Annotated in this window: 20 protein-coding genes and 2 tRNA genes; 14 read left to right on the top strand and 8 right to left on the bottom strand. The window is 44.3% G+C overall.

From position 1 onward, the window contains the following. Positions 1-132: 132 nt before the first annotated feature. Both P2W83_RS13425 and P2W83_RS13420 read right to left on the bottom strand, forming a co-directional pair. Positions 133-206, bottom strand: a tRNA-Arg gene (locus tag P2W83_RS13425). Between the two features lie 33 nt (positions 207-239). Next, complete coding sequence (locus tag P2W83_RS13420) at positions 240-1175, bottom strand: hypothetical protein (protein ID WP_276134257.1); 936 nt, start codon at positions 1173-1175, stop codon at positions 240-242. Between the two features lie 86 nt (positions 1176-1261). On the opposite strand from P2W83_RS13420, the gene P2W83_RS13415 reads away from it, so the two are divergent. From P2W83_RS13415 to mqnE, 11 genes are all read left to right on the top strand, one after another. Beyond that, the gene (locus P2W83_RS13415; RefSeq protein WP_276134256.1) at positions 1262-2599 is read left to right on the top strand and encodes a 4Fe-4S dicluster domain-containing protein; all 1338 of its coding nucleotides are present in this window, start codon (positions 1262-1264) and stop codon (positions 2597-2599) included. A 22-nt stretch (positions 2600-2621) separates the two neighbouring features. Continuing rightward, a complete protein-coding gene (locus P2W83_RS13410; protein WP_276134255.1) occupies positions 2622-3404 on the top strand; it encodes a (Fe-S)-binding protein in 783 nt (260 codons plus the stop codon). Positions 3405-3406: 2 nt separating this feature from the next. Beyond that, positions 3407-4015 (top strand): hypothetical protein, encoded by a 609-nt coding sequence (locus P2W83_RS13405; RefSeq protein WP_276134254.1) that lies wholly within the window; start codon positions 3407-3409, stop codon positions 4013-4015. A gap of 15 nt (positions 4016-4030) precedes the next feature. Further along, the gene (locus P2W83_RS13400) at positions 4031-4549 is read left to right on the top strand and encodes a hypothetical protein (RefSeq protein WP_276134253.1); all 519 of its coding nucleotides are present in this window, start codon (positions 4031-4033) and stop codon (positions 4547-4549) included. Positions 4550-4578: 29 nt separating this feature from the next. Continuing rightward, positions 4579-6600 carry a TonB-dependent receptor plug domain-containing protein gene (locus P2W83_RS13395; protein WP_276134252.1) on the top strand — a complete coding sequence of 674 codons (2022 nt, stop codon included), beginning with the start codon at positions 4579-4581 and terminating at the stop codon, positions 6598-6600. A gap of 95 nt (positions 6601-6695) precedes the next feature. Then, on the top strand, positions 6696-7139 hold the full coding sequence (locus P2W83_RS13390; RefSeq protein ID WP_276134251.1) for a hypothetical protein: 444 nt from the start codon (positions 6696-6698) through the stop codon (positions 7137-7139). A gap of 46 nt (positions 7140-7185) precedes the next feature. Then, positions 7186-7605, top strand: coding sequence for a hypothetical protein (locus P2W83_RS13385; RefSeq protein ID WP_276134250.1), 420 nt, complete (start codon positions 7186-7188; stop codon positions 7603-7605). A 160-nt stretch (positions 7606-7765) separates the two neighbouring features. After that, on the top strand, positions 7766-10282 hold the full coding sequence (locus P2W83_RS13380) for a DNA gyrase/topoisomerase IV subunit A (RefSeq protein ID WP_276134249.1): 2517 nt from the start codon (positions 7766-7768) through the stop codon (positions 10280-10282). Between the two features lie 62 nt (positions 10283-10344). Further along, positions 10345-10953: a bifunctional nuclease domain-containing protein gene (locus P2W83_RS13375; protein ID WP_420831801.1), complete on the top strand. Its 609-nt coding sequence runs from the start codon at positions 10345-10347 to the stop codon at positions 10951-10953. Between the two features lie 52 nt (positions 10954-11005). Further along, a complete protein-coding gene (locus tag P2W83_RS13370; RefSeq protein ID WP_276134247.1) occupies positions 11006-12343 on the top strand; it encodes a zinc-dependent metalloprotease in 1338 nt (445 codons plus the stop codon). Then, on the top strand, positions 12343-13488 hold the full coding sequence (gene mqnE, locus P2W83_RS13365; protein ID WP_276134246.1) for an aminofutalosine synthase MqnE: 1146 nt from the start codon (positions 12343-12345) through the stop codon (positions 13486-13488). Before P2W83_RS13370 ends, mqnE begins: the two co-directional genes overlap by 1 nt. Here the strand turns inward: mqnE and P2W83_RS13360 are convergent. The 6 genes from P2W83_RS13360 to era all read right to left on the bottom strand — a co-directional run bounded on the left by P2W83_RS13360 (position 13485) and on the right by era (position 20071). Further along, positions 13485-14450: a hypothetical protein gene (locus tag P2W83_RS13360; protein WP_276134245.1), complete on the bottom strand. Its 966-nt coding sequence runs from the start codon at positions 14448-14450 to the stop codon at positions 13485-13487. The genes mqnE and P2W83_RS13360 overlap by 4 nt on opposite strands. A 414-nt stretch (positions 14451-14864) precedes the next feature. Continuing rightward, the gene (locus tag P2W83_RS13355) at positions 14865-16088 is read right to left on the bottom strand and encodes an MFS transporter (protein WP_276134244.1); all 1224 of its coding nucleotides are present in this window, start codon (positions 16086-16088) and stop codon (positions 14865-14867) included. Then, complete coding sequence (locus tag P2W83_RS13350; protein ID WP_276134243.1) at positions 16088-16798, bottom strand: DedA family protein; 711 nt, start codon at positions 16796-16798, stop codon at positions 16088-16090. Before P2W83_RS13350 ends, P2W83_RS13355 begins: the two co-directional genes overlap by 1 nt. Positions 16799-16866: 68 nt before the next feature. After that, positions 16867-18267 carry a dicarboxylate/amino acid:cation symporter gene (locus P2W83_RS13345; RefSeq protein ID WP_276134242.1) on the bottom strand — a complete coding sequence of 467 codons (1401 nt, stop codon included), beginning with the start codon at positions 18265-18267 and terminating at the stop codon, positions 16867-16869. 45 nt (positions 18268-18312) lie between these two features. Further along, positions 18313-19200, bottom strand: coding sequence for a 1-aminocyclopropane-1-carboxylate deaminase/D-cysteine desulfhydrase (locus P2W83_RS13340; protein ID WP_276134241.1), 888 nt, complete (start codon positions 19198-19200; stop codon positions 18313-18315). Continuing rightward, on the bottom strand, positions 19184-20071 hold the full coding sequence (gene era / locus P2W83_RS13335; RefSeq protein WP_276134240.1) for a GTPase Era: 888 nt from the start codon (positions 20069-20071) through the stop codon (positions 19184-19186). The genes P2W83_RS13340 and era overlap by 17 nt, the downstream gene beginning before the upstream one ends. Positions 20072-20167: 96 nt before the next feature. On the opposite strand from era, the gene P2W83_RS13330 reads away from it, so the two are divergent. From P2W83_RS13330 to P2W83_RS13320, 3 genes are all read left to right on the top strand, one after another. Continuing rightward, positions 20168-20239, top strand: a tRNA-Met gene (locus P2W83_RS13330). A 101-nt stretch (positions 20240-20340) separates the two neighbouring features. Then, complete coding sequence (locus P2W83_RS13325) at positions 20341-21594, top strand: hypothetical protein (RefSeq protein WP_276134239.1); 1254 nt, start codon at positions 20341-20343, stop codon at positions 21592-21594. 37 nt (positions 21595-21631) lie between these two features. Beyond that, entirely contained in the window at positions 21632-22321 is a 690-nt protein-coding gene (locus P2W83_RS13320; RefSeq protein ID WP_276134238.1) for a helix-turn-helix transcriptional regulator, read from the top strand. Positions 22322-22402: the final 81 nt, after the last annotated feature.

Genomic DNA, 22402 nt, shown 5'->3' with positions numbered 1-22402 from the left:
GGCAACAAGCCCTCATTCCTGGGGGCTTGCTTATTAACGGACAGCTCTGAAATGCTACTCATATAAGGCTCATAATCAGAGAATCCCAGGTTAATCCAAGTAAGGATTATCTTTCTGTAATCCTTGTCTAAGTGATCCGGATTGGATTCGAACCAATGACCCTCAGCTTAGAAGGCTGATGCTCTATCCAACTGAGCTACCGGACCGGGAGCGCAAAGCTAATTAAAATGTGGCAAATTCTACTTATCTCCAGTCTCTTTTGCCTTTACGGGCACAGGAGCTGGTGCGTTTCCGTCTTCGCGTGTCTCAATCGGTATCAGGTCTTCAACAAAGTTCCAGTAGCCGTTGTTCCATCTAAAGCCATCGTACTGGCCGCTTGGAACAAAAGTATATTTCCTGTTGGGGTCGTTTACATCCGAAACCAGCCTGTCAAAATAAATAGCGTTCATCTCGGGGTCCCAGTTCATCGAAGCCTGTACTGCTTTTTTGTATTCAATAATGAAGCGGTTGATCCTTTCGGTATTCCTATTTTTCGAACGAATATTGAATATCTGGGCGCCAAAAACGGGGCCAGTCGGTGTCATCGTCAGGGGATCTAACACTTTTTTATTACTGATGGAGCTCGATGCATTGAGACCAAATAAAGTATACACTTTTTCTCCGCCAATGTCATGTGGCATAATACGGTAATACAAGGCACCATACCATTTACCGCTTCTCAGTACGCTATCTTCAGCGCCTTTGCCTAATTCACCAGTGTAATCTACAAGCGGGAATAACCTCAGCTCATCGCCTGGCATTTGTATAGCGCCATAATACCGGCGCGTAACATCGGTAGGGGCTATTGCCCAGTTAAACATTTTGAAGGCCTTATCCTCAGGCGCGATAATGTTTATCTTTTCAGCCAGCCTGGCAAAGGGATAATCGTAAGACCCTTTTATCTTCAACGCTCTAACCAACTGTTTTACGAATTTTTCATTGTACACGCTCCTATCGTCGGGAATAAAAGCGGAGTACATTGAATCGGCGGTCGTTACCAATGAGTCTTCTATCAGTTCCAGTTGCTGTTTCAGATCCTGTGCTGCGGCTTTACCCTGACCCATGGCCAGCGACAAAACCAAAATCACGATCATTTTTTTGAACATGTACTGTGGCATTTTGTCAAACCTACTCATTTTCTGCCAAAGGTTATAAGCACAGAGTGTTAAACTATGATTTTAGGGTAAAACGACCTAATTTCGGCCTTTCAAATACAGCCTACATGCAGCTTATTCAGCAGATAGCTTTTATCATACTCGCGGGCGTTTCCATTTTCTTATTTGCAAAAAAGGTCGGCGAGATCCGTCGCAACATATTGCTGGGACGGGATGAGGACTTGAACGACAACCCCGGCCAACGATGGAAGAACATGACGCTTTTGGCACTTGGACAGCAAAAAATGTTCAAAAAGCCGCTACCAGCTTTTTTGCACCTTGCGGTTTATGCAGGCTTCATTATCATCAATATCGAAATTCTTGAAATATTACTGGATGGTGTACTTGGGCATCATAGACTGTTTGCCGCACCCCTAGGCTCTTTGTATGCCGTACTAATAGGTTTTTTTGAAATACTTGCTGTATTGGTGCTTGTATCATGTCTTATTTTCCTCGGTAGGAGAAACATCACAAAGGTGCGTCGCCTTAATCTGAAGGAGCTGAATGGATGGCCTCGCAATGATGCTAATATCATCCTTATTACTGAGGTGATATTGATGAGTCTATTCCTGACCATGAACACAGCCGACCTTGTACTGCAAAGCCGTGGCGCCGAACATTATACTATTACCTCACAGTTCTGGATCACGAGCAATTTCACAGGCATGTTTGAGAACTTGTCGAATGAAACATTGATCGGTATAGAGCGCACAGGTTGGTGGTTGCACATTATAGGCGTGCTGATCTTCATGAACTACCTGCCATATTCAAAACACTTCCACATTATCCTGGCTTTCCCAAATGCATACTACATGCGCCTGAAACCACAGGGTGAGATGAAGAACATGAAGGAGATACAGAATGAAGTGTTGTATATGATGCAACCAGAACTGGCTCCTGCTGCTCCAACCGATGGCTCTCAGCCCGTACAGCAGCGTTTTGGCGCTAAGGATATAATGGACTTGAGCTGGAAAAACCTATTGGATGCTTACTCGTGCACAGAGTGTGGTCGCTGTACTGCAGCCTGTCCTGCTAACCTAACAGGCAAAGCACTTTCGCCACGCAAAATAATGATGGATACTCGCGACAGGCTGGAAGAAGTGGGTGAAAATATTAACAAGAATAAGACGTTCCAGGACGATGGCAAATCACTTGTGCATGATTATATCACAGTTGAAGAACTGAGAGCATGTACTACCTGCCAGGCATGTGTTGAAGCATGTCCTGTGGGTATAGAGCCGCTTGATATCATTCAACAACTTCGCCGCTATCTGGTGATGGAAGAAAGTAACAGTCCGCAGGAATGGAACCTCATGTTCGGTAACGTAGAGAACAACATGGCTCCCTGGAAGTTTAGCCCCGACGAACGCGACAAATGGGCAGAAGAATTGAACGCACAAGCTTAATCAACTTTTAGAATTCAAAAACATGCATATAAAATCGATGGCCGAGTATATGGCTAACGGCGAAACTCCCGAAGTATTGTTTTGGGTTGGATGCGCGGGCAGCTTTGACCAAAGGGCGCAAAGGATAACAAAAGCTTTTGCCCAGATACTCGACAAGGTGGGTGTAAAATTTGCTATCCTTGGTAAGGAAGAAATGTGTACCGGCGACCCTGCTCGTCGTGCAGGCAACGAGTTTCTTTTCCAGATGATGGCTTACAACAATATCCAGACATTGAATGGATATGAAGTAAAGAAAATAGTTACAGCTTGCCCGCATTGCTTTAACATTATCAAGAACGAATACCCCCCTCTAGGTGGAAACTACGAAGTTATTCACCACACTACTTTCCTTCAGCAGTTAATAAATGATGGACGGGTAAAGTTGAAAGGCGGTGGCGAATTCAAAGGCAAAAAGATCACCTACCATGACAGCTGCTACCTGGGTAGGGGCAATGGCATATATGAAGCGCCCCGTGAAGTACTGGCAGCGCTGGATGTGGAGCTGATAGAAATGAAGCGTTGCCGTACTAATGGCCTTTGCTGCGGCGCCGGTGGCGCACAGATGTTCAAGGAGGAAGAGGCCGGTAATACCCGTGTCAACTTCGATCGCTCTTCAGAGGCTATTGAAACAGGTGCTAACATAATAGCAGCTAACTGTCCTTTCTGCACTACTATGCTGACAGATGGTGTAAAAAACAAAGAGAAGGAAGACAGCGTTGCCGTTCTGGACATAGCTGAAATGGTAGCCCGCTCACTGGCAGACTAATTATGAAAGCATTACCTCAAAGCAGTGAAGCACGATGGAGTGACGACCTTGTAAATGAAATGTCCTACATCAGGCAACACCTGAAATACAGACCCAAAGCCAAAAGGTTGCTGCCCGCAGTGTTTAGCGGTATTTTTCTTATCCTGCTTTTGATCACCATTGCGGCCTCTGTTTACGACAGAGCTGGACGCGGTGAACGCCCGGCAACATTGAGTATCCTGATGGCGATTGCGGTTGTAACCAATTTTTCGGCAAGCATCATTCGATACCTGCAATCACTAAAATTCATTAGTGTTCCTACCGACTATCACATAGCGGAAAACAGGGTGCTGGTACAAGAGTTCCTGAAACTCCACCACCTTGCATTTTCCCAGCATCCAGACATACCGGAAGTATTTCAGATACTTAGCCGCAATATCAGCGCTGGTGAAGAAGACCGCGAAATATTACTATTTATTGCAGACGACAAACGCATATTACTAAACAGCCACTTCACTTCGGTTTGGAGCTTTTTTGCGAGGAAACGTCACCATAACGAGATGGCTAGAATGCTTAACGAATATATTAACAATCTTGACCATTCTACAGGCCTGATGCATCAAACTTTCTGACGTAACTTTGCATCTATGCAGATAGCGGAATTAGTGAATATCATACCGGCCGATTTTTCAGACAACGCACGGGTTTGGATATACCAAAGCAACAGGCCTTTTTCCGAAAAAGAGGAGAATGAGATAAACGAACAGCTTTACCAATTTTACACTCAATGGAATTCACATGGGGATCCTGTGAAAGGCTGGGCAAAACTGCTGTTCAAACAGTTCATAGTTATGATGGCCGACGAAACCGACGTAAGCGTTAGTGGCTGTAGCACCGATTCATCTGTACGTATCATCAAAAGCATAGAGCGCCAGTATAGTGTAAACCTGTTTGACAGGATGACCCTCACCTTCCTCGTAAAAGACAAGGCCGAGATGCTTCCGTTTGGGCAGGTGCAGTATGCTATCGACAAAGGGTTTCTCACCAGGGATACGTTATTCTTTAATAACATCGCCGCAACCAGGAAAGAGTTGTTGAACGGATGGTTGATACCGTTGGGCGAAAGCTGGCTGGCTAGCCGCGTTTCTTTGCCTGTTACTACATAAAACGCCTCCCAATAGCTATCTTTATCGGAATGAAGAGATTGGTTCTGGCCGGGCTGTTATGCCTATTTTTTCAACACAACGCGTTCGCACAGGTAACTGATACCAACAGGTTGCAGGAAGTGGTTATTTCAGGCATTGAGGCCACTACCTCCAGGCAATCATGCCTAAATATTGTTCCCCTTTCCCGAACAGAACTGGAATTCACCTCTCCTAATAACCTTTCTGACGCATTGTCGACGGTACCCGGTATCAACCAGATGCGCACAGGCATTGCCATCAGCAAACCAGTTATTCGTGGCCTGTATGGCAACCGCGTTTTGGTGTTGCTTTCCGGTTTGCGGTTCGACAATCAGCAATTCCAGGACGAACATGGACTTGGACTTTCGCAAATAGGTATAGACCGGGTAGAGGTCATCAAAGGCCCGGCATCTATTTTATATGGTACCGATGCTGTTGGCGGCATTATCAATATCATTGAAGAAACACCCGATCTGCAAGGCAAATTTCTCGATGTCAACACCAGGATGTATTCTAATACGCTCGGCACTTTAACCAATGTCGGCTATTCTTCCCTGAAAAACAATAAATGGTGGCGTATTAGGGCTGGTATCGAAACACATGCAGACTATTTAGACGGCAAGGGTGATCGTGTGCTGAACTCACGTAACAATGGCTATTATCTTAAAGCGGGCTATGGTTTCAAGAAAGGATCGTGGGAGCAAAACAATGCTTACAACTTTTCCTATAGCCAGATGGGCTTTATCATGGAAGGGCTACCCCAGTTTTTTGATGAAGACAACCGGGGCGCGCGCGCTATGAGCGGTCCTCACCACAATGTCCTACTCAACGTATTCAGTTCGCAAAACACATTTGATTTAAAGAGTTCGAAACTTAAAATAAATGCAGGCATACAGAGCAACCGCCGAAAAGAGGATGAAGGTGGCGGAGAAATAAGTCTTGATATGCATTTGCTATCATTGCTGGAAAACGCGCGATGGGAAAAACCAGTTAGCAACAACCTGCAATTCGTAGTCAACCAGCAACTGACGTACGAAAACAATACCAATTACGGGAAACGCATTCTAATACCAGATGCACAGATGGCCGAGAATAATCTCGGTGCATTTCTTCATTATAACTTAAACAAAGTAGTTATCGAAGCTGGCGCCGGGTATAATTACAAGCGCATTCAGACATTCAAAACAGGTATCCTTAACGTGGGTAATGATAATACACCGGATACTTCTTTAGGACCTATAAGTAATAACCGGGGTTCATTCAATATGATCGCCGGACTTAGTTACAGCCCTGCCCGATGGTTGCTTGTAAAAAGCAATATCGCGACGGGTAACCGCGCACCAAACCTGGCCGAATTATCGTCGAATGGATTGCACGAAGGCACCTACAGGGCCGAAATTGGCAATCCAGTGCTGGACATGGAACAAAACATAAACGGAGATCTGGAGATAGAACTGACCGGCAAAAAGCTCTTTGTTTCCGCTTCGGGATTTTATAACCACTTTGCCAACTACATCTACCTCACACTATCAGAAGAGCCAGACTGGTATGGATTTCCGCGATACCGTTACATACAGCAGGATGCAACATTATATGGAGGCGAAATGATCGCTACAGTAACACCGCTAAACAACCTTAACATCAAAGAAACCTTCTCCGCGGTGAAAGGAGAGTTCACAACCGGAGGCAATCTTCCATTTATCCCGGCATTTAGGTCAGTGTCATCAGTTAACTATAGCAGATCTGATAACACCGGACGCCAATTATTTTTTGTTGAGCCAGAGCTGGAATATGTTTTTCCTCAAAATGATCCCGCACAATTTGAGACAACGACTGTTGATTATGCCCTGGTGAACATCCATGCAGGCACGACCGCGCGAATAAAAGGTAACAACGTTCGCCTACAGGCCTCCTGTAAAAATCTGCTTGATAAAGCTTACACGGATCACTTGTCCCGAATAAAATACTATGGGTTATACAACCAGGGCATTAATTTCATAATTTCAGCCAGCCTTCAGCTCAAGGTGAAGTAACGGTGCTTTCTTTTCTAAAATATTGCCCACAAATCATCCTGTATGTACTGATTGGTGCATGGTTCCTGCATTTTATACAACCACTGCATTACTCAATGCAAGTACAGAGCATTAAAACCGAACAAAGAGAAGCTATCAGGAATAGGGTCAGAGATAACGACCGTTTTTTACAACTTTCTTTAGGCACACAAAAGTTCGAGCGCCTTTTTGATAAAAACGAAAACGAAATATGCCTCAATGGAACGATGTACGATCTTGTATCATATACAACAGATGTAGATACGGTAAGATGCATTGTGATACAAGATGAAGATGAATCTGAACTTCACAGGCAGTTCAGTAGGAACATTGAGACCAAACCACAAAGAACACCTAAGCCGATAGTTTTTTTCTGGCCATATGCCTCACATAATATAGCAACACTACCCGTAATACCTTTTTATAGGCCCCTTACACCCAAAACACCGGAAACAAACGACAGGCCGTCTTGCGGCTATAAACGATTTATTAGTCAGCCTCCGGAAACAATATGGGCCTAAATACAATCCAACCAACACAATAAATCACACTCAAATTTTATAAAAAATGAAGAAAATATTTACTGCAGCTGCCATCGCATTGCTTTCAATCGGATCACTGTCACTCACTTCTTGCGATAAAGACGAAGATGAAGGTCTTTTGCCAAAGATCGAATTTAAAACTACACAAGGCTATACATCGTCTGACGCCACCGTTGCCAGGAAAACGGCTGTAAAAATTGGCATAAACGCGGAAAAAACCGAAGACAAAGACGTGCTCACGAAGTTCACGATCACACGCTCGAGGAATAATGGCGCAGAATCTACCGTATACACACAAAATCTCACAGGTGTCGATGGCGATAAATTCAGCTATGACTACAATATCACAACTGAGGATGCTGCTGCTGTAGACAAGTATACATTTGCCGTGGTAAACCGCGACGGACTTATCAACAAAGTGAGTCTTACTTTGACTGTACAATAACCAGCTCAGGTATAAAGAAAGGTCCGGCAGTTGCCGGACCTTTTCATTTTCTGACAATTCTTACTCACGCCATAGCAACCGAAATACACATTGCACAAAATTTAATGTTTTTCAACGCGAATTGCGAATATTTTTGCACCAAAGACCGGACGACAGAACAATGAGCGAACAGAACGGACATGCCGAGCAAAACTCGGTATTTATTAACCAGATGTATGAAAGCTGGTTCCTGGATTATGCAAGCTATGTTATACTGGAACGAGCTGTTCCAGCGATAGAAGATGGCCTAAAACCCGTGCAGCGACGCATATTGCACGCTATGCGGGAAATGGACGATGGCCGATACAATAAAATCGCCAACGTGATCGGGCAAACCATGCAGTACCACCCGCATGGTGACGCTTCTATTGGCGATGCTATCATCAACATTGGGCAGAAAGACCTACTGATCGACACACAGGGTAACTGGGGCGACGTGCGAACTGGTGATAGTGCTGCTGCTGCTCGTTACATAGAGGGCCGCCTTTCGAAATTTGCATTGGATGTTGCATTCAACCCTAAAACCACGGAATGGCAATTGAGCTACGACGGCCGCAAAAATGAGCCGGTAACTCTTCCCCTCAAGTTTCCGCTGCTGTTGGCACAAGGTGCCGACGGTATTGCCGTGGGTTTATCGACGAAAATATTGCCCCATAACTTTTGCGAACTCCTGGAATGCTCAATAAAGCACCTTAAAGGGCGCAAATTTGAGTTGTACCCTGATTTTGCTACGGGCGCTATGATGGACGTAAGCAACTACAATGATGGTATGCGGGGCGGCCGTGTGCGCGTGCGTACACGCATTGAAGAGGTAGACAAAAAGACGCTGGCTATACGAGACGTGCCTTATAGCACCACGACTAGCCAGCTTGTTGATAGCATCCTGAAGGCTAACGACAGTGGAAAAATCAAGATCAAATCGGTAACCGACAATACTGCTAAAGATGTAGAACTGATCATACAGTTGGCCCCGGGTGTTTCCACTGACCAGACGATTGATGCATTGTATGCCTTCACTGATTGCGAGATATCTCTATCTCCCAACGCATGCGTCATAATTGAGGAAAAACCTCATTTCATAGGTGTATCTGACCTACTCAAACTCTCTGTAACGCATACAAAGAGCCTGCTGCTGAAAGAGCTGCAGATAAAACTTGGCGAGCTGGAAGATGACTGGCATTATTCGTCGCTGGAAAAGATATTTATCGAGAAACGTATCTATCGCGATATAGAAGAGCAGACAACCTGGGAGGGCGTACTGAATGCCATAGACGCTGGGTTGAAACCTTACAAGAAGAAATTCAGGAGAGAGATAACACAAGAGGATATCGTAAAACTAACTGAAATACGCATCAAGCGTATTTCAAAATTCGACAGCTTTAAAGCTGATGAGCACATTAAGGGTGTTGAGGCCAGTATAGAAGACGTGAAACTCAATATCGAGAACCTCAACGATTACGCAATAGCCTACTACGAAAACCTTTTGAAAAAGTATGGCAAAGGACGCGAACGCAAAACCGAGATCCGTCCGTTTGAAACAATACAGGCGCATACTGTGGCTATTGCAAATACTAAGCTATATGTAAACTACAAAGAAGGGTTCATAGGCACCAGCTTAAAGAAGGACGAATTTGCTTTTGATTGCTCTGACCTTGACAATATCATCGTTTTCCGCAAGGATGGCAAAATGATGGTGACCAAAGTGGCAGAGAAAGTGTTTGTAGGCAAGGATATTATTCACCTGGCGGTGTTTGTGAAAAATGATGAACGCACCACCTACAACATGATCTATGTGGATGGCAAGACTGGCATTGCTTACGGTAAGCGCTTCAATGTAACCGGCATTACCCGCGATAAAGAGTACGACCTGACCAAAGGCAATCCCAATAGCAAATTGTTGTACTTCACAGCGAACCCTAATGGCGAGGCTGAGGTGGTAACCATCACTCTTTCGCCAGGAAGCAAAGCGCGCGTAAAAGTTCTTGATTTCTACTTTGAAGAGTTGGAAATAAAAGGCCGTAGCGCACAGGGTAACCAGGTGACGAAGTATCCAGTAAAGAGCGTCAAATTCAAGGAGAAAGGCCGCTCTACCCTGTCAGGTCAAAAAATCTGGTATGACAATACAGTCGGCAGGCTCAACAAAGACGGCAATGGTATTTTCCTGGGCAGTTTTGAAGATAGCGATCGCATTATTGCCTTCTATAAGGACGGTTCATACGAACTTACTGATTTTGAATTGACTAACCGATACGATACAGACGCGATACTACTCATCGAAAAGTTCGTACCCGAAAAAATAGTCAGCGCAATTTATTATGACAGTAAATCTGATCAGTATAACGCTAAGCGCTTCAAGATCGAATCTCAGTCACTGAAAAACAAATACTTGTTCATCAGAGAAGGCGATGGAAATTTCCTGGAGCTGGTGACAACCCACCCGCAACCCATTGTAGTGCTAAGAAGTGGTAAGAAGAAGTCTGAGCTTATTGAAGAAGAAGTAGCACTGGAAGAGGTTGTAGACGTAACCGGCTGGAAGGCTGTAGGCACGCGAATTGCAGGCAATGACCTAAAAGAAGCATCATTAGTATCTGAAACTGAAGAAGAAGGTAATGAAGCAAAAGCACCAACTTTGTTTTAAAATGTTCATTTTTGGAAAAATTATTACCTTCACAAATAACTGATTTGAAAGATCGCTGAGTAATGAAAAAGATAGAATTGGAAATTGTTGCGCTCTCCCATAGTATCACCCAGACCCATTCTTATGCAGTCGTGCTCGGCGAGGTAAATGGGCTTCGCAGATTACCTATTGTAATTGGTGGGTTTGAGGCGCAGGCTATAGCCGTAGCTTTGGAGCGCATGCAGCCAAGTAGACCACTGACTCACGATCTTTTTGCCAACTTCATGTCAACGTTCGGTATCGACCTGACCGAAGTGCTTATCTACAAACTTGAGGAAGGTATTTTCTTTGCAAAACTCATTTGCCAAAACGGTAGCGAAACAATAGAAATCGACTCCAGAACATCTGACGCACTTGCACTGGCGGTTCGCGCAAGCTGTCGTATATACACTTACGAGAATATATTAGAAGCAGCCGGTCTATATCTTGACCAAACTGACGACCCATCATCCTCTGAAACAAAGGCCGCAGCTGGCACAGGAACTGGCAGTAAGGTGGAAGGCGGCGATAAAGATCTTAAAAATATGAGCCTTGAGGACCTAAACAAGCTTCTGCAGCAGGTCTTAGACCAGGAAGATTATGTTCGGGCCATTAACATCAGGGACGAGATCAACGCCCGTAAATCGAAATAATTTCCGTAAATTGCGGACTGTCTATTTGTTAAATACAATCTAATTATTTTTAATGAAAAAATTGTTAGTTGCTGCTTCCTTAGTGGTTGCAGCTGTAGGAAATGCTAATGCCCAACAGTGCGCGCACACAGATTTACTGAACAACAAACTTGCCAACGACCCAACCTTCCTGCCCAAGTACGAACAATTTAAAAAAGATGTAAATGAGCAAGTTGCGGCTTACGATCAGGTGATCGCTAATACAGCTCAAAAGACCACAGCCACACCGATGATACCGGTGGTCTTTCATGTGGTTCTTACCCAGGCGGAAATAAATCAGGTCGGTGGCGTTGAAGGTCTTTACAAAAGAGCAACGCTTCAATTAGATGCATTAAACAGGGATTTTAACGGACAGAACCCTGATAGCACAAAAATGCATACTGCCTTCAAATCTCGGTTTGGCCACGCCAATGTATATTTTACTTTGCCTCACCGCAAACCAGATGGAAAAGGAACCTTGGGCGTAGAGGTGAAAGTAGCGCCTGTAGGTTTTGGCGGCTATGGAAAGCAAACTGACAGCATGAAAGATGTTGTTGCTGGTGGCCTTGACCCCTGGGACCCTGAAAAATATCTTAATGTCTGGATAGTAAATATTAACTATCCTGGTTTGATGGGCTGGGGATATAGCCCAAATTACGCTTCGTTGTTGGGCATCGCTCAATTCCAGGGCATCGTGATCGACTATCAGGTTTTTGGACAGAAGAAATCACCTAGTGTAGGTGCGTATGTGACAGGCGCAGACAGTGGTCGCACCCTTGTACACGAAATGGGTCACTTCTTTAATCTGTGGCACATCTGGGGCAATACCAATGTTGGTTCTGGTCAGTGCGGAGATGATGATGAGGTGGGTGATACGCCAGAACAAAGTGATGCTAATCAAAACTGCAGTTTCCCGACTGTCATCGCAAATTGTGTTAACTCTCCCCAAACTGGTGGAGAAATGTATATGAATTACATGGACTATACGGGCGACAAGTGCACAGTAATGTTCACTAAGGGACAAGTGACACGCATGCTTGCGCAAATTGCGCCTGGTGGTCCGTCTGTGGGTCTTACACAGCATCCTGAAGTACTCCAATGGCCAACGGGGGTAGACGACATCGCACAAACTACTACCGTTGAGATCTTCCCTAATCCCACAAATGGTCTGGCTACAATTAGCTTTTCAAACACGCAGACGCTAAAAAGCATTCACGTCATAAATATGATGGGACAGTCTATAAAGCAAATCAATTCAGAAAACGGCAAAACTATTTATACCTTTGACCTGTCAGGTTTACCAGCCGGTGTGTACTCTGTACAAAGCCAGTTTGAAGAAGGAACAGTGACGAGTAAAATAGTATTGCAATAATGATCCCGCAGCTTAGCATAGAAGAAGTAGCAAAACAATATTCTGATAAACAACTGCTAGCGATAGCAGACAAAGTTAAAAACCAGCAACGCCTTACCGAAGAGGAAGGCGTTTTGCTTTTTGAGAAAGGAGAATTGGGTTTTGTAGGTGCGCTTGCAGCACACATCTCCAGGCGTTTGCACGGAGATAAGGTATACTTCAACCGGAACTTCCATATTGAGCCTACCAATGTGTGTGTCTTTACCTGCAATTTCTGCTCTTACTCACGTCTATACAAGCATCGTGATGAAGGTTGGGAAATGGGTATCGAACAAATGCTCGACATAGTTCGCAAGTACGACGGACAAGCTGTAACGGAAGTGCATATTGTTGGTGGCGTACATCCAAAAATGAACCTTGAGTTCTTTTGTGAACTGCTGACCAAAATAAAGGCTCACAGGCCAGATCTGCATCTTAAAGGTTTTACTGCGGTCGAATTAGACTACATGTTCCGTAAAGCGAAGCTGAGCATAGAAGAGGGGATGCAGCGTCTTAAAGACGCAGGTCTGCAGTCATTACCGGGCGGCGGTGCAGAAATATTCCATCCCGAAATACGTGAACAAATTTGCGCAGATAAGGTAGACGGTGAAGGTTGGTTGAAAATACATGAAACCGCTCATAACTTAGGTATGCACAGTAATGCTACAATGCTTTACGGCCATGTAGAAAGCTATGCACACCGCGTCGACCATATGAGCAGGTTAAGGGCACTCCAGGACAAAACCGGTGGTTTCAATTGCTTTATACCACTGAAGTTCCGGAATAAAGACAATGATATGTCTCACATTCCTGAAGTATCCGTAATTGAGGATATGCGTTTGTATGCCATTGCGCGGATTTTCATGGATAATTTCCGAAATCTTAAAGCCTATTGGCCAATGCTTGGACGTCAATCTGCGCAGCTCACGCTAGCCTTTGGCGTGAACGATCTGGATGGCACCATTGACGATACAACGAAGATCTACTCGATGGCAGGCTCGGAAGAACAGACTCCAGCCATGAGTACAGAGCAGCTTTGTGATCTTATTGCCGCCGTGGGCAAAACGCCGGTAGAGCGGGATACTCTGTACAATGAGATAAAAATCTACGAGAACACAACAGCTTAAACCGCTGTTATTTGCTGAAGTCTGCTACGAAACAGGTAGATGATCGCTGCCAGTGCGCATGCGATACAGCTCCAGTATACATAGCGAAATTCCGTGTCGGTCTGCGAGATGAAGAATTGCGGTAAAATATACAGCAATGCTGAAGTGAGCAAAACAATATAAGGAGTTTGTAGTTTCCGATTGTGTATAGCCGAAGTTCGAGTCAATAATACTATACAAAGTAGCAGCCAGAACCACGGCTTCATGTAAAACATTATGCCTTGTGCCAAAACCGGGTAAACAAATACATACCAAAGAAAATTTCTCTTCAATTCAAACCCGTATGGATTTTCATGTATCCAAAAGAAGGCTGAATAGTATTTTTCGGGACCTGTTTTGATCTTTAAAAAATAGAGAAAAGATTCAAACCTGTGTGAGAGGTATGCTCCCGGATGTTTCTTTACGGCCGCCCCCCAGGCTTTTTGCAGTTCTGCCGCGTAAGTGGAGTCAGGATAGTTCCATTTCATCTTACTATCCTTATTCCAGAAAATATTATCGTAGGTGGCTGCCCGATAATGTTGACGCAGATAGCTTGTATCAAAGCTTGATTCGCTATAAGAAAGTTGGGGATAGACATTATCACCTGTCCTAACGAATATCCCGGCAAGGTCGTGTAAGAACAATTTATTTTGAGGGTGGTTATTTTCTACAATTATGATCTTCTCCAGTACCTTATTCCCAATAGTTCCGACAAGACATAACAGCATAAATGCCGTTATCGAAAAGACCTTTTTAGCCCGACCGAATACAACCCACGCCCAAAAAAAGTAAAGAGGTATAGCACCGGGCAATGCATTAATACGTACGAATGTGCCGTATGACAACAAAATAAACGTGATACATGCACCTGCTACAGGCAGGTGCTTACCAGTAATATATGCCCTGAATAAGACAGCAAAGCTAAACAACCAGGTCAAGGCCATTTGACTATCTTTTACAACACATCCGGCAAAGTTTTGTACAAAAGGCGCCAAGGAAAAGACGAATATCGCGATTCTCCAAGCACGGTGCTGCACAGTTTTCATAAGCAAATACCCGCTTCCCCATAGCAAGGCCAGTTGCATGAATAACAGTAAAAATGGCCCTTCGTATATGTTATTCAAAAGCTGCCATAATAACGTAAAGGCTGGTGGATGCCAGTTTTTATAGGGTCGTGTTAGTGTCTGCTGGTATTGATCTAGAGAATCTGAAGTAAGAAAGCCCGGATAGTAGGCAACTAGATTGAGCAGAAATGATATGCTGCAAACAACAGCTGGATTTAGTCGTTTTTTAACAGAAGACACTGTATTTGATAATGCACTGCTCATCTATTTACAGTTGAAATAACGCAACCCTGGTTATTCCTCCAGGAAGTTCAGGTCCTTTCCAAATGTTTCTTCGGTCAGCAAGGCTGCTACCACACTTATAACCATCACGATAACACCCGTTATGGCTCCCGCATTTACAAAACCAAAAGACGGTTGCAAAGATGTAAACAAGTGAACTATTAATGGCAATGCTCCGCGCACCATGTTGGGCACGGTAGTCGCCGCCGTTGCCCGCAGGTTGGTACCAAAATGTTCTGCGGCCATTGTTACGAATATTGCCCAGAAACCAGTACCGAACCCTAGCAAAGCACAAATAAAATACATCCGGCTGGCTGAACCTCCGTCCTGCGTAAAGAAAAGTAATATGCCCAAAGCCGTGATGGCGTAAAAAATATACAGAGCTTTCTTTCTACTACGCAATGCCTGGCTGAGCAAACCGATAAGAATATCACCTATTGATATCGCCGCATATGCATACATGATACCCAAGCCTGGTTTCACCTCTTCATTAATATTGAACAGCTTACCAAACTCTTTCGAGAACGTAACAAGAATGCCAATAACATACCATGTTGGAAGACCCACCAGGATACTTAAAGCGTATTTTTTAAACCGACGTCCATTGGAAAAGAACATTAGGAAGTTACCTTTTGAGATCGCTTTATCCTCTATGCTCTTATACATACCGGATTCAAATACGCTGATGCGCAACATCAGCAATGCAAGTCCCAAACCACCGCCTATGTAGTAACAAACCCGCCAATCAAAATTTTGCGCAATGAAATATGCCGCGACCGCGCCTGTTAAGCCCACACCTGCCACCATAGATGTAGCGATTCCCCTTTTTTCCTTTGGTATCAGCTCGCTAACCAATGTGATGCCGGCACCGAGCTCACCAGCCAAGCCTATGCCCGCTACAAAACGACACCATCCATACTGATCTACAGTTTGAACAAAACCATTGGCAATATTAGCAAGTGAATACAGCAGTATAGAACCGAACAGCACACTAAGCCTTCCTTTTTTATCACCCATCACGCCCCAAAGTATTCCACCTATCAGCAGGCCATACATCTGGTTGTTGATGATCTCAAGGCCATCGGTGGTGATCTGGGCATCTGCCAATCCCAAATCCTTCAGACTTTTGATACGTACGATGCTAAATAGAAGCAGATCGTATATATCAACAAAATATCCCAGTGCAGCTACCAGCACCGGGATACTAAATAAAGATACTTGCCTGTTTTGGTCCATTATTTTTTATCAGAAGGTGTGAAGACTTCCTCTACTACATCCTCACCTACTTCCTGAACAGGAGACTTTTTCTTCCCAAAGAACATTTTGAAAAGAACTGGAGCAGTTGTTACTACTATCAGCCCTATTACAATCTTCTCGAAATTATGCTTTACCCATTCGAACTCGCCAAGAAAATAACCGGCGAGCGTCATACTAGCTACCCAGGCAATACTACCTACAACGTTGTAAAAGAAGAATTTTTTCCTGTCCATTTTCACTACTCCTGCAACGATAGGCGCAAACGTACGCACGATCGGCAGGAATCGGGCAAGGACAATAGCACCACCACCTTTTCTATCATAGAACTCTTTTGCTTGCAACACGTGCTTACGTTTAAAAAGAAGCGTATCGCGCTTTTCAAACAGCAACGGACCTGTCTTTCGGCCAAACCAATACCCAACAGAGTTCCCAAAGATACCCGCAGTTGTGATCAAAGTTATCCAGTAAAGCAGGTTCATGGCTCCGCTGTCGAACGGGTTATGAGAGTTGGCAATCATTAACCCGGTAACAAATAGCAGCGAGTCGCCAGGCAGGAAAAAACCCACAAACAAACCGGTCTCAGCAAAAATGATCAGGGCAACAAGGTATAACCCCCCATATGCCATTACCAGCGCCGCCAGTTTTTCGGCGTTCATCAACTCCTTAAAAAACTCTATGAAATCGTGCATGATCCGTCAACAAACTAATGAGTGGCGAAAATAATTAAATAAAGCTTAAAAAAGCACGGTAGAAGTGCCTAAGTATGTGGATGTTCTAACGATTTTTCCATTTTGCTAACAACCACCGTAGCCACACTATTACCTACAACATTTGTAGCGCTGCGGCCCATATCCAGGAGAGGGTCGATACCTAACAACAGTGCAAGGCCGGCTTCGGGAATATTGAAAGTAGCAAGAGTACCGGCAATAACTACTAGTGAAGCTCTAGGAACGCCAGCTATTCCCTTGCTGGTAAGCATCAAGACCATGAGCATACTCATTTGCGTACCAAAATCAAGATGTATGCCGTATGACTGCGCAATAAATAGCGAAGCAAAGGTCATATACATCATAGAACCATCCAGGTTGAACGAATAACCTAACGGCAACACAAAACTTACGATCTTGTCCTTACAGCCAAAACGTTCCAGTTCGAGCATGGTCTTGGGGAACGCGGCCTCGCTGCTGCTGGTACTAAACGCAAGCATGATAGGCTCTTTAATACGCTGCATAAGCGTGAATATGCGTCCCCTGATAAACAAAGAACCGGCCAATAAAAGCACCAGCCATAATAACAACAACCCGAGATAGAACTCACCAATGAAAATGGAATATGTGGTTAAAATACCCAGACCCTGCTTAGCAATTATAGCTGTCATGGCTCCAAATACAGCCAGCGGTGCACAATTCATCACATAGCCAGTTACCTTTAATATGACGTGCGCTATTGCATCTAAGGCTTTAATTACAATTTGTCCTTTGTCACCAATTGCCGCAGTAGCCACGCCAAAGAACAGAGAGAACACTACGATCTGCAGTATTTCATTCTTAGCCATGGCATCTATGGCACTGGATGGGAAAACATGGTAGAGAAAATCTTTCAGCGTAAGTGCAGTTTTCTTGATGCCTGTATCTGCAGTCACATCTGGCAATGGCAACTTCATCGCAACACCTGGCTGGAAAAGGTTAACCAGCATAAGGCCCAACAATAAGCTGATAAATGACGCCCCGAAGAACCATAAGAGCGTTTTACCTCCAATGCGTCCCACTGACTGTATATCGCCTAACTTGGCTACACCCACTACAAGTGTAGAAAACACCAGTGGTGCCACGATCATTTTTATCAGGCGTATAAAAATATCAGCAAGCAAAGAGAATGGCTCAAGTTTCTTGTCACGCGACTCAAGAGCCGCGCTCTTTGCCGAGGATGCTTCTTTCTTTTGAGCAGCCAGTGCGATATAAGCAGGGTTTGTAGTGTCCGCCACGCCCTTCATCTGTGCTTGTAATTTGCTAACCAGTATTTCGTTAGCCGCAATGATCTTGTTCTCTTCTTTCACATAACTGCCGTTCAACCAAAAACCTAAACCTATACCAGCAAAAAGAGCGATAATAATATATAGAGTAAGGCGGTTGCCTTTTTTTGCGGTCATTTCAGCCATGCGTGCGTATTATAGGTGCAAGATAATACTTCTGGAATAAGACACTTAGTATACAAGCCTTTCAGCAATACTTGAGTTGCCTTGCAGCCCACCCGTATGTATGCATAAAATGCTGGCGTCGGGAGGAAAAACGCCTGCTTTCATTTGAGCTTGCACACCATACATCATTTTTGCTGTGTAGACCATATCCAATGGGATGTGGTTTATTGAATAGAACTCATTCATAAAAGAAATAAGTCCGTCAGTGCGTTTTCCAAACCCACCAAAATGCCATTCATCAAAAAGTAGCCAGTTAGCATTTGAAGGAACGTGTTTGGAAATTTCATCAGTCAGGTAAGTGCCTCCTTTCATAGGCACATAGCCAAAGACCTCTACTTCTGTAGATAGTGCTTTTCTAATACCTTCCAGCGTGGTACCAGTACCTACAGACACACATACATGAGTATAGCCCGATGGGATAAAACCCGCTATTTCCGCAGCTCCTTCCCTGCCCCAGTCATTGGCGCCACCTTCAGGAACAACAAATACTTTTTCATATTTCTCTGTCAATTGTTTCAGCCAGGTCTCGTCATCTTTCCGATCATACTCGTCCTGCGAAACAAATTCGATCAGCATGTCGAATCCTTGGCAGGCTACAAGCGTCGGTGTCAATTGTTCGTACACTCCACGAACGACTCCTACACTTTTTAACCCAAATTCTTTTGCGGCAGCGGCTGTAGCAACAAGGTGATTAGAATATCCCCCTCCGAATGTCAGTATTGTCTCGCAGCCCTGTTGAATAGCATGAGTAATATTGCGTTTGAGCTTAAACCACTTGTTACCGGACACTATTGGGTGCACTTCGTCCAATCGCAACATGGCTACTTCCTGTACATAAGGAAAGAACCATTCGGGTTGTAAAACTTGTATGCGCGGATCAGGAATTATATCCATACTCCCTCAGGTAGTTTTCATTATCTCTCCACTTGGGGCGTACTTTCACAAAGAGTTCCAGGTGCACCTTCTTTTGCAAGAACTCTTCAATCGCCTCCCGCGATTTGATGCCGAGGTTCTTTATAAGGCTCCCGCCTTTACCTATTAGAATAACCTTTTGCGTTTCACGGGCTACAATGATCTCTGCCTTGATCACATTAATATGCGGTTTCTCTTCAAACGACTGGATGATAACAGCAGTGTGATAAGGTATCTCCTCGTGATACATATTGAAGATCTGCTGCCGAATCAGTTCACTTACAAAAAAGCGAACTGGCCTGTCCGACACACTATCTTCAGGATAGTAAGGTGGCGCTTCAGGCAGCGACTTGAGTATTAACGGAACAACTTTGTCAATATTTGTTTTTGATTTAGCAGATACCGGCAATACATCCCAGTTAGGAAATTTTTCTTTAAAGGCTTTTACCCGCACTTCTACCTGCTGCTTATCTTTAATAGTATCTATTTTATTAAGCAGCAGAATAACGGGCACTTTGAGTTTCAATGTCTGCACGATGGCCTCAAAATCAGCCAATGGTTCATTGATGTCATGCATTAATATCGCCACGTCTGCATCTTCCAGCGCACTTTTTACATGGCGCATCATTTTTTCATGCAGCTTGTATTTGGGCTCGATGATACCAGGCGTATCCGAAAAAACGATCTGGTAATTGTCTTCCGTCATGATACCCAGTATGCGGTGACGTGTGGTTTGCACCTTGTGTGAGGTGATCACGAGGTTTTCACCCAGCAATGCATTGAGCAATGTAGATTTTCCTGCATTGGGTGCACCGAATATATTAACGAAACCCGATTGATATTGTTCAGACATAAACTGCGGTAAAAATAGATGGAATAACTTCTTTAAAGAAATAAAAACAGAAACGCTTGTTTATTCAAAACCTGCCCCTTATCTTTGCACCCTCATCGCGAGGTAGAGCAGCGGTAGCTCGTCGGGCTCATAACCCGAAGGTCACAGGTTCGATCCCTGTCCTCGCTACGAAAAGGGCTTCTGAATTCAGAAGCCCTTTTGTTTTACATGCTTCTCGCGTTTGCTTTTTCCCGTTTTCCTGCCTAGTATTAGCTTGATTTTTAAGCACAGTGAACCTTCGTTTAAAATATATCCATAGGTATGCCGGCTACGTTCTGATTATCGTAGCACTGCTTGCATCATACTCCATCGGGACATGGGACACCGACCTTGGTGACTACGCAAAGCAAATCAACCAGCTATCAAACACAGGCTCCCTTATTTCGGCCGGACAGCTCAACAATAGATATCCGCCAATTACCAGTCTCATCTATTTTACAGCATTTAAATTACTCGGTTTCGCCGGAAAGGGAGCAGCCATATTGCTGCTTCATACACTTTTGACCCTACTAATTCAGCGGGGCTTTGAGCTTCTTCTGAAACATTTTGAATACAATGCGTCTACCATTTTGAAGAAACTCGCGACCACCATCGTGATCTTCAACCCCTATATTCTTTCTTTTATTGTTAGAGGTGTAAATAGTGAACTGATCTTCATTTGTTGCTCGCTGTATGCCGTATGGTTTGCGCTAAAAAAAGGCAACAGCAATACCAACCTATTAATAACGGGTTTGCTTGCCGGACTTGTCATTCTCACCCGCATGCAGGGATTGGCATTAGCGATATCATTGTTGATCTTGTTAACTCGTAGAAAACTGCTACCCGCAACCGTATTTGCGCTAGCGGTCGTGCTTACCATAACACCCTGGCAATATTTCAACAGCAAGTATGGCAGCGGTTTTATTGCATCGGGCGGATTACCTAGCTTCCGGGATGGATTGAGTTTTAACAATAAGAAATACCGTCAGCCGATAGAACTGCCAGACAATGTCAAGGTCTTATCGGACTCTTTCTACTACATCTACTATACTTTAAAAGAAGGTGAGCATATTGCGCCGGCACGGGACGAAGTAAGTTTTGTAAAACACTATCTCGCAGATGAACCAAAGACGGCAGTAGAACTTTTCTGGCTGAAACTGCGTCGCAGCTTCTACGGCACAGATTCACAAAACCCGAAAGTTGAGATGTTGAATAAGCTGTTGATCGGAATAACTCTATTGTTTTTTCTAATATCATCGGGCAGTCTTGTGCGACAAAACAACCAGCGATACAACACGCTGTTATTATTCATATTTACCTATTCAGTGTTGACTGTGGGCATGTCGGTAATGGTGCTTTCTATCCTGCGTTATCAGGCACCTCTACTATCGTTCTGGCTTTTGGTGTGCTTTATTGCGGCCCAAAAACTGCTGGAGCGTCGACACCAACGCTCCATTCTACACAAAAAGCATGTGCCTGTGCCGAAGGCTCTTGACCACCCATAGTGACCAATTAGGCGTATTTTTACCACTAAACGTTATTATGAACCGCATAGACAGGCTGTTTGGCATTCTTACCATACTGCAATCCAAAAAATATGTGCCTGCTGAGAACATTGCGGAGCGATTTAATATTAGCGTTCGTACCGTATATCGCGACATTAAGGCGCTTTGTGAACAGGGGATCCCGGTGAGCTTTGAGCAAAACAGGGGATATTTTATTGTGCAGGGTTATTTTCTTCCGCCCGTCTCTTTCAGTTCTGAAGAAGCTAATGCGCTCTTGTTGATGGAACGGATGGCGGCGGGGTTTGCAGATAAGTCCATACAAACGCACTATTCAAGCGCTCTCAGCAAAGTAAAGGCCGTACTTCGCGGGAAAGAAAAAGAAAAACTGGAATTCCTGAACAATAACATCAAATTCCAGATGCACGAAAAAATGCGCCCCGACTTTGAATACTTGTCATTGCTTCAGGAGGCGATCACATCGCAAACCGTTGTTACCCTCGATTATAAGAATAACAACCAGGAGGTCAGTCAACGGAACATTGAACCGCTTGGGCTTGTTTATTACGCATTCAGCTGGCACCTCATAGGTTGGTGTCACCTACGCACCGACTATAGAGACTTTAAAGTACAGCGCATTCTGAATCTCAATAGCACCACCCTTCCCTTCTCCAAAGCAGACCATATAACCCTGGACGAGTACATGAAACAGCTTCCGGTAAATTACTAGCAAAATATTTCTTCAACAGTTTTCAGACTGCCATAGGGTTGACAGTGGGCCATGGTTTCTTTGCTTCATAAAAGAAACGAA

This window comes from Polluticoccus soli, assembly GCF_029269745.1.
Classification (GTDB): Bacteria; Bacteroidota; Bacteroidia; order Chitinophagales; family Chitinophagaceae; genus Polluticoccus; species Polluticoccus soli.
Note: the sequence above shows the minus strand (reverse complement) of the source record. Positions and strands in the feature narration are given on the sequence as shown.

Excerpts from the sequence above, each read along its gene's own strand:
- P2W83_RS13340 (WP_276134241.1), bottom strand. The coding sequence starts at position 19,200 with ATGGATATAATTCCTGATCCGCGCATACAAGTTTTACAACCCGAATGG.
- P2W83_RS13320 (WP_276134238.1), top strand. The coding sequence starts at position 21,632 with ATGAACCGCATAGACAGGCTGTTTGGCATTCTTACCATACTGCAATCC.
- P2W83_RS13420 (WP_276134257.1), bottom strand. The coding sequence starts at position 1,175 with ATGAGTAGGTTTGACAAAATGCCACAGTACATGTTCAAAAAAATGATC.
- P2W83_RS13380 (WP_276134249.1), top strand. The coding sequence starts at position 7,766 with ATGAGCGAACAGAACGGACATGCCGAGCAAAACTCGGTATTTATTAAC.
- P2W83_RS13410 (WP_276134255.1), top strand. The coding sequence starts at position 2,622 with ATGCATATAAAATCGATGGCCGAGTATATGGCTAACGGCGAAACTCCC.
- P2W83_RS13390 (WP_276134251.1), top strand. The coding sequence starts at position 6,696 with ATGCAAGTACAGAGCATTAAAACCGAACAAAGAGAAGCTATCAGGAAT.
- era (WP_276134240.1), bottom strand. The coding sequence starts at position 20,071 with ATGTCTGAACAATATCAATCGGGTTTCGTTAATATATTCGGTGCACCC.
- P2W83_RS13345 (WP_276134242.1), bottom strand. The coding sequence starts at position 18,267 with ATGGCTGAAATGACCGCAAAAAAAGGCAACCGCCTTACTCTATATATT.
- P2W83_RS13350 (WP_276134243.1), bottom strand. The coding sequence starts at position 16,798 with ATGCACGATTTCATAGAGTTTTTTAAGGAGTTGATGAACGCCGAAAAA.
- P2W83_RS13355 (WP_276134244.1), bottom strand. The coding sequence starts at position 16,088 with ATGGACCAAAACAGGCAAGTATCTTTATTTAGTATCCCGGTGCTGGTA.
- P2W83_RS13375 (WP_420831801.1), top strand. The coding sequence starts at position 10,345 with ATGAAAAAGATAGAATTGGAAATTGTTGCGCTCTCCCATAGTATCACC.
- P2W83_RS13385 (WP_276134250.1), top strand. The coding sequence starts at position 7,186 with ATGAAGAAAATATTTACTGCAGCTGCCATCGCATTGCTTTCAATCGGA.
- P2W83_RS13415 (WP_276134256.1), top strand. The coding sequence starts at position 1,262 with ATGCAGCTTATTCAGCAGATAGCTTTTATCATACTCGCGGGCGTTTCC.
- P2W83_RS13395 (WP_276134252.1), top strand. The coding sequence starts at position 4,579 with ATGAAGAGATTGGTTCTGGCCGGGCTGTTATGCCTATTTTTTCAACAC.
- P2W83_RS13400 (WP_276134253.1), top strand. The coding sequence starts at position 4,031 with ATGCAGATAGCGGAATTAGTGAATATCATACCGGCCGATTTTTCAGAC.
- P2W83_RS13360 (WP_276134245.1), bottom strand. The coding sequence starts at position 14,450 with ATGGCCTTGACCTGGTTGTTTAGCTTTGCTGTCTTATTCAGGGCATAT.
- mqnE (WP_276134246.1), top strand. The coding sequence starts at position 12,343 with ATGATCCCGCAGCTTAGCATAGAAGAAGTAGCAAAACAATATTCTGAT.
- P2W83_RS13370 (WP_276134247.1), top strand. The coding sequence starts at position 11,006 with ATGAAAAAATTGTTAGTTGCTGCTTCCTTAGTGGTTGCAGCTGTAGGA.
- P2W83_RS13405 (WP_276134254.1), top strand. The coding sequence starts at position 3,407 with ATGAAAGCATTACCTCAAAGCAGTGAAGCACGATGGAGTGACGACCTT.